This window comes from Brachyspira sp. (assembly GCF_050873525.1).
Classification (GTDB): domain Bacteria; phylum Spirochaetota; class Brachyspiria; order Brachyspirales; family Brachyspiraceae; genus Brachyspira.
This window is the reverse complement of sequence record NZ_JBNMIZ010000147.1, coordinates 1-6774: the sequence shown is the minus strand read 5'-3', so window position 1 is coordinate 6774 and position 6774 is coordinate 1. Positions and strand designations below refer to the sequence as shown.

The 6774-nt window shown below is 34.5% G+C and carries 7 protein-coding genes and 1 tRNA gene; 1 reads left to right on the top strand and 7 read right to left on the bottom strand.

Features of this window, described 5'->3' with window-relative positions; translation table 11 throughout:
* Positions 1-58 precede the first annotated feature (58 nt).
* A complete protein-coding gene (locus tag ACR0QS_RS09555; protein ID WP_432633216.1) occupies positions 59-1084 on the top strand; it encodes a hypothetical protein in 1026 nt (341 codons plus the stop codon).
* Between the two features lie 607 nt (positions 1085-1691).
* Here the strand turns inward: ACR0QS_RS09555 and ACR0QS_RS09550 are convergent.
* The 7 genes from ACR0QS_RS09550 to ACR0QS_RS09520 all read right to left on the bottom strand — a co-directional run bounded on the left by ACR0QS_RS09550 (position 1692) and on the right by ACR0QS_RS09520 (position 6683).
* Positions 1692-2171: a flavodoxin gene (locus ACR0QS_RS09550; protein ID WP_432633215.1), complete on the bottom strand. Its 480-nt coding sequence runs from the start codon at positions 2169-2171 to the stop codon at positions 1692-1694.
* Positions 2172-2390: 219 nt separating this feature from the next.
* Positions 2391-2463 (bottom strand) — tRNA-Asn (locus tag ACR0QS_RS09545).
* A gap of 62 nt (positions 2464-2525) precedes the next feature.
* Positions 2526-3530, bottom strand: coding sequence for a galactose-1-phosphate uridylyltransferase (gene galT / locus ACR0QS_RS09540; RefSeq protein WP_432633213.1), 1005 nt, complete (start codon positions 3528-3530; stop codon positions 2526-2528).
* 8 nt (positions 3531-3538) lie between these two features.
* Positions 3539-3901 carry a response regulator gene (locus ACR0QS_RS09535; protein ID WP_432633212.1) on the bottom strand — a complete coding sequence of 121 codons (363 nt, stop codon included), beginning with the start codon at positions 3899-3901 and terminating at the stop codon, positions 3539-3541.
* Between the two features lie 101 nt (positions 3902-4002).
* Positions 4003-4794, bottom strand: a complete 792-nt coding sequence (locus ACR0QS_RS09530) for an ABC transporter ATP-binding protein (RefSeq protein ID WP_432633211.1) — start codon at positions 4792-4794, stop codon at positions 4003-4005.
* 2 nt (positions 4795-4796) lie between these two features.
* Positions 4797-5708, bottom strand: coding sequence for an ABC transporter permease (locus ACR0QS_RS09525; RefSeq protein WP_432633210.1), 912 nt, complete (start codon positions 5706-5708; stop codon positions 4797-4799).
* A 33-nt stretch (positions 5709-5741) separates the two neighbouring features.
* Positions 5742-6683, bottom strand: coding sequence for an ABC transporter substrate binding protein (locus tag ACR0QS_RS09520; protein ID WP_432633209.1), 942 nt, complete (start codon positions 6681-6683; stop codon positions 5742-5744).
* Positions 6684-6774 lie beyond the last annotated feature (91 nt).

Sequence of the window (6774 nt, the reverse complement as noted above, 5' to 3'; positions counted from 1 at the left end):
ATATTATGGATGTAAGGATTGAATAAATCCATATAATTTTTATCAAAGGAGTATTTGTATGGCTATACAAAAAAAATTAATCATCGTTTTATTGGCTTTAATGTTTGTGTTGGGTTTAACGGCTTGTAAAAAGAAAAAGACCACCGACCCTACAAGTTATGAAAAGGGTTGGAATGAAACCCCTTCCACAAATAATACCGGTCCGGAAACTTCTCTTCCTACTTGGGGAAATGACAAGGTTTTCACGAATGAAAATACTAATCCTCCAGTAGACCCTGAACCAGAACCAGACCCAGACCCTGACCAACCTGACAAACCTAAATTGCATGACGAGAATTTTAGAGTATATCTTCCTTGGGCGGGAGTGCATGACGGAAACGGAAACTGGGAATACACTTGGGTTAACTCTTCCGATACGAACAAAATCAATAGGCTTTGGAAACAGTTTATAAAAAGAGTGGCTTATGCTAACGAACCTTTTTATATCAGAAACGCTAAAAATGGAAACTCTCAAACGATGTTGAAAAGCGGAAACGATTATTATTTATTCGATAATGATTTGGATATATGGCATGGAGATAGAAAACATCAAACTCCGTTAAAGAAATTCGTTGCGGGCGTTATAGTTCAGTATAAAGGCGGAGATTTTAACGGCGCTTATACGATAGGCGGACTTTATAGAACTTACGCAAAAACGAATCCAGCGAGCGGAAACTGGGATGATGAAGGTATAAACATATTTATGGGAATAACCAATGGCAAACCTACAAGAAAATCCGTATTAGACGGACATAAAGGCGACTTGGAAGTTATAGTGGTTAATCTTGGAAAGAAGAGAGCAGATAGAGAAGTAAATAGCGCTAACCCTAAACAAGAATATGCGCTTGATATTTATTACAGCGACCAAATATACGATTCAAAAGGAGTATCTGTAGGCAGAGCTTGGATAGAAGACGAAACGACTTATATAGGACAAGACCCTAGAAACAATTACGGATATAAATTGAATAGGTCACTTTTCTTATCCGAAGGCTGGTATTATAATAAATATTTCTACAGCTTTGTTCCTTACTGGGATAAATAATTAGAAAACGATAAAGTCAAAAATAAAAAAACGGTTTATACTTAATTGTGTAAGCCGTTTTTCTTTTATATGCGTAGTCATTGCGAACAAATATATACATTGTCATTGCGAGATTTATTTATAAATCGAAGCAATCTAAATTTAGAATTTTGTTAATATTTCTAATAACAAGGGGCTTCAGCCCCTTGCATGCTTTTCTCTGTATCGTTAACACAATGGGTTCGCCAAAGGCGTCCCGTTGGGAAAAGCCCGTTGTTATTAGGAAAGTTAGCGAATTCTGATTTGGATTACTTCGCTATCGCTCGTTCCCACTGGACGCAGAGCGAATGACAATCTTTTTTACACCGTCATGCGAACAAAGTGAAACAATCTATACTGTGTGGATTACTTCGGCATTTTCAATGCCTCGTTCCCGCAGGGACGCAGAGCGAATGACAAATTATTTTTGCACCGTCATTGCGAGCATTTGCAAAAATGCGAAGCAATCCACTATTTATAAAGTTAAATTTTTAAAATAGAATTTCATTAATTTTGGATTACTTGGCGACTGCCCGCTTCACTCTGTGGGCTTTAAGCCTAGCGTAAGCGTGGCAATCTATTTTTGAAATTATTTAAGCCCAATCTCTTTAAGCCATTCGACTATTTTTTCTCTCGCCGTTTTTCCGCCCGAACCGAAAATAGAAAATCCTTTCAAAACTTTTTTAGCTTTGGATATTTTTTCAATATCCTTAAAAGAAGTTCCTTCTCCGCCGCCTCCATGCGTGCAAAAAGGAGCTATAATTTTATCGCTGAAATTGGCGCTTTCCAAAAATGTAATTATCGGAGGAGCGATAGTGTCCCACCAATTCGGAGAGCCTACTATAATAATATTGTAATCTTCAATATTAACATTATTTTTTATTTTAGGTTTATAGCCCATATTTATTTCTTTTTTAGCCTGTTCGACTACATCATTGTAAGGGACGGGATATAGATTTTCGGGTTCTATTTCCATTATATCGCCGTTTACTTCTTCTTTTATTATTTCCGCTATTTTCTTCGTTTTTGAAGAATGCGTATAATAAACTATTAAAATTTTATTTTCCATTTTATTCTTATTCTCCTTAAAACTTTATTATTAGTTTTTATTATATATTATAAATATTTCTTAATTAATAAAAGACTCCCGAAAATTCGAGAGCCTCTTACAAATATAATTTAAAGGAAATATGAAAAAATTTATTCTTATTGTCTTATCAATACGCAAATTTAATTTATAAACCGCCAATAAAACTCATAATAAACGCCCCTTATAAGAGGCTTAATGCTCCGAGAACAGGGCTCGAACCTGCGACCCGGTGATTAACAGTCACCTGCTCTACCGACTGAGCTATCTCGGATTATCAATTTAATTTATTATAACATATTGCAAATAAATGTCAACACTTAAATTAAATTTTTTTTAACTAAAATTCTTCAAATCTCTTGCAGCATCTTCGGGAGTTATCGAATTAATATAAAGTCCGCTTCCGAGTTCGTAGCCCGCCAATTTGCTCATTTTAGGAATTATATCCAAAAACCAGTGATTTGAAGAAGAATAATTTTCTTTTTGTTTTAATGTCGGCGATAAAGTATGCAAAACATAATTAAAACTTATCTCGCCCAAAATTTTATTTATTCTGCAAAATACATCTCTCACTATGTCGGCAAAATCGGAATTATAATCTGAAGAATCGATTATGCTGTCAAAATGTTTTTTCGGCAGAATATATATTTGATAAGGAAATCTCGAAGCGAAAGGAGATATTGCAATAAATTCTTTATTTTCGCAAATTACTCTTTCGTTAAGATTTTTTTCTTCGTTTATTATATCGCAATATACGCATCTCTTTTTTTCGTTATAATATTCCAAAGCGCCGTTTATTTCGTCAAACATTTGAACGGGTATAAAAGGAGTCGTTATCATTTGGGAATGCGAATGATACAAACTCGCTCCCGCTTCTCTTCCGAAATTTTTGAAATACAAACTATATTGCATATCGCTTTCTTTATATAATTCTTTTAATCTTAAAATAACCGCGTCAAAAATTTTTAATAAATCTTCGCTTTTCGCGTTATAAAAATTAAAATTATGATTCGGATTTTCTATTATAACATCATGAAAACCTTTTGAACTTGAAGCGTTAAATAAATCCGTAATATTCGGAAGTTCGCCCGCTTTAGTTTCGGCGATTATCGGATATTTATTCGGCACAATTCTAACAGCCCATTCGGAGTTATTGTCGAATAAACTAACCGAAGCGTCTGGAGTTATATTTTCATGCCCTTTGCAAAAAGGACAATTCAATTCGGAATTTGTAATTCTTTCATCGTCTTTAACGGAAATATAATCGCTAGGTCTTCCCGTTCTGTCGGAAGCTATAATTACCGATTGTTTAGTTACTGGGTCTTTTCGTATATGCGGCATAAAAAATTTTAACCTATAAGCCTTTTAATTTTGTCTTTGATTTCTGTCAAGTTGCCCGACTTCAATATATATCCGTCTGCGTTCCATACGGAAAATTCATGTCTAAAATTATTGTAAGCCGTGCATATTATTATTGGCAAGTCTCTGTGATTTTCTCTTACCTTGGCAAGAAAATCGAGTCCGTCCATTTTAGGCATTTTAATATCTAATGTTATCAAATCGATTTGGGGATTTCCGCTATCAAGCATTTTCAAAGCTTCCTCTCCGTCATCGGTTGACACCACATTATATCCTTCGTCTTTAAATTCTTCTTCAAACAAAGTTCTTATGCTTTTTTCATCGTCCAACACTAATATCGTTTTCTTAGGCATATAAATGCTCCTTAAAATATAAAAATATATTTATACATATTATATAAATTGAATAAAAAAAGTCAAATTTATTTTTAATAAAAAATAATAAATATTCTTTATTATTGAGACAATAATAATTTATCGCTCAAAGCGTTTTCTTCGTTTTCAAATTTCTTAAGCAAATCTGAAATTTCCAATGATTTTTTTTCTTCTCCCGAAACATCATAAATAATATTTCCATCGTTCATCATTATAAGGCGGTTTCCGTAATGAATCGCGTCTTTAATATTATGAGTAACCATAAAAGCGGTTAATTTATCCTCTCTTATTATCTCTTCGGTAATTTCAAGGACTTTTTTTGCCGTTTTTGGGTCGAGAGCCGCCGTATGTTCATCAAGTAAAAGCAGTCGAGGTTTTTTAAGAGTCGCCATTAATAAAGTAAGCGCCTGCCTCTGTCCGCCCGAAAGAAGCCCTACTTTCAAATTCAATCTTTTTTCCAAGCCCAAATCGAGTCTCTTCAATTTTTCAATATATTCGCCTCGCTCCGCTCTCGTTATTCCCCATTTCAAAGTTCGCGGATTTCCTTTCCTTTTGGCAAGCGCAAGATTTTCTTCTATTCCCATATTTGATGCCGTTCCCGTCATAGGGTCTTGAAACACTCTTCCAAAAAGTCCCGCTCTCGAGTGTTCTTTTTTCTCGGTAATATCGATTCCGTCAACGAGTATTTTTCCATAATCGGATTCGTAAACTCCAGCGATTAAATTTAAAAGAGTGGATTTTCCCGCTCCGTTTCCGCCGATAACCGTGACAAAATCTCCTTCGTTTAATTTTAAGTCGATTCCGTTGATTGCTTTTTTTTCGGTTATAGTTCCTCTGTTAAATGTTTTATATATTTCTTTTAATTCGAGCATAATCATCCTTTTCTTTTTGGGTTTAGTATTTTTGTAGCCTTTTTATTAAGCACTGGAACTGAAAGAGCGATTGCCACTATTATTGCCGTTAATAATTTTAAGTCGGTAGCCTTTAATCCTAATTGAAGAACTATCGCTATTATTATTCTGTAAATTATAGAACCCATAACAATCGAAGATAATTTATATAAAAAATTAAATCTATTTCCAAAAATAACCTCTCCTATTATAACCGAAGCGAGTCCGACTACTATAGTTCCCGTTCCCATTCCTACATCGGCATATCCCTGACTTTGAGTAACCAAAGCGCCTGAAAGAGAAACTAAAGCGTTTGAAATCATAAGCCCGATTGTTTTCATTATATTCGTATCGACTCCCAAAGCTCGAATCATTTTTTCGTTATTTCCAGTCGCTCTTATTGCGCATCCCATTTCCGTTCCAAAAAACCAATACATAATAAGAACTATAAAAAATGAAAATATAAAACCGACAAGCAAATCGGATAGAACTTTACTTAAAGAAAGAATATTTTGAATAATCGTTAATGAAGTAGCCATTCCTAAAAGCGGTATATTCGGTCTTCCGCCCATGACTCTTATATTAATAGAATATAATGCTATCATTGTAAGAATTCCCGCCAATATTCCGGGTATTTGCAATTTAGTATTTAATATTCCCGTTGCAAGTCCTGCCAAAGAACCCGCCAAGAAAGCAAAAATTAAAGTTATAAAAGGATTCATTCCGTTTGATATTAATATCGCGCTTACCGCTCCGCCCAATGCAAAACTTCCGTCAACCGTTAAATCGGGAAAATCCAAAACCTTAAAAGTTATATAAACTCCAAGCGTCATTATTCCCCAAATTATTCCTTGAGAAGCCGCTCCTTGAATAGCGAGAAAAATTCCTTCAAACATTAATTAACAGTCCTTTATTATATTTCAAAATCATTATTGATTATATAACGATTGAGGAATAGTCAAACCGATAGATTCAACCATATTCGTATTAACAATCAAATCAAATTTTTTCAAAGTTTCTATCGGCATTTCGGCAGGCTTTTTTTCGCCTTTCAAAATAGAAACCGCTTGAACTGAAGTTAATTTTCCGAGTTCGTAATAACTTATTCCGTAAGTCGCGGTTCCGCCGAGCATAGTCATTCCTCCTTCTCCGCAAACTACGGGAAGTTTAGCTGGTTCTGCGACTAAAGCGACTGTAGCCATTCCTGCGGCAATCATATTATCTGTAGGAGTATAAACCGCTTCGACTTTTCCAATAGCGCTTTGTAAAACCTGCTGAATTTCATTAGGATTAGAAACCGTCAAATCTATATATTTTATTCCCATAGAATCCAATTTTCTTTTTGCCATATTTATTTGAAATACGGAATTCTGTTCGCTCGAGCAGTATAAAAGCCCAACGGTTTTTACATTCGGAGTAATTTCCGTTAATAATTCTATTTGCGATTCAACTGGAGTCAAATCGGAAGTTCCCGTAACATTTCCTCCAGGAGCGTTATTGTCGTCAACCAATTTTGAGTCGGCAGGGTCGGTAACCGCGGTTATTAGTATAGGTACATCTTTAGTCATATTTGCAACCGCTTGAGCCGCTGGAGTAGCAATAGCCAAAATTAAATCGCTTTTATCGTTAATAAATTTTTGAGCTATAGGAATGCAATTTGCCTGTTCGCCTTGAGCGTTCTGATAATCGATTGTTATATTTTTTCCATCTTCATAGCCCGCTTCTTTAAGTCCGTCAACGAATCCTCTATAAGATGCGTCTAAAGCGTCATGTTCCACCAATTGCAAAACGCCTATTTTTATTTTATCGGCATTTGAACTGCAAGATAATAAAGAGAATGTTATAAGTAGTAATGAATAAATGTATTTCATAGGAACTCCTAAAAAGTAAAATTATTAAATTGTTATAAAAAACTATTATACTATATCAAGTAAATATTGTCAATATAATATAATTTTATTT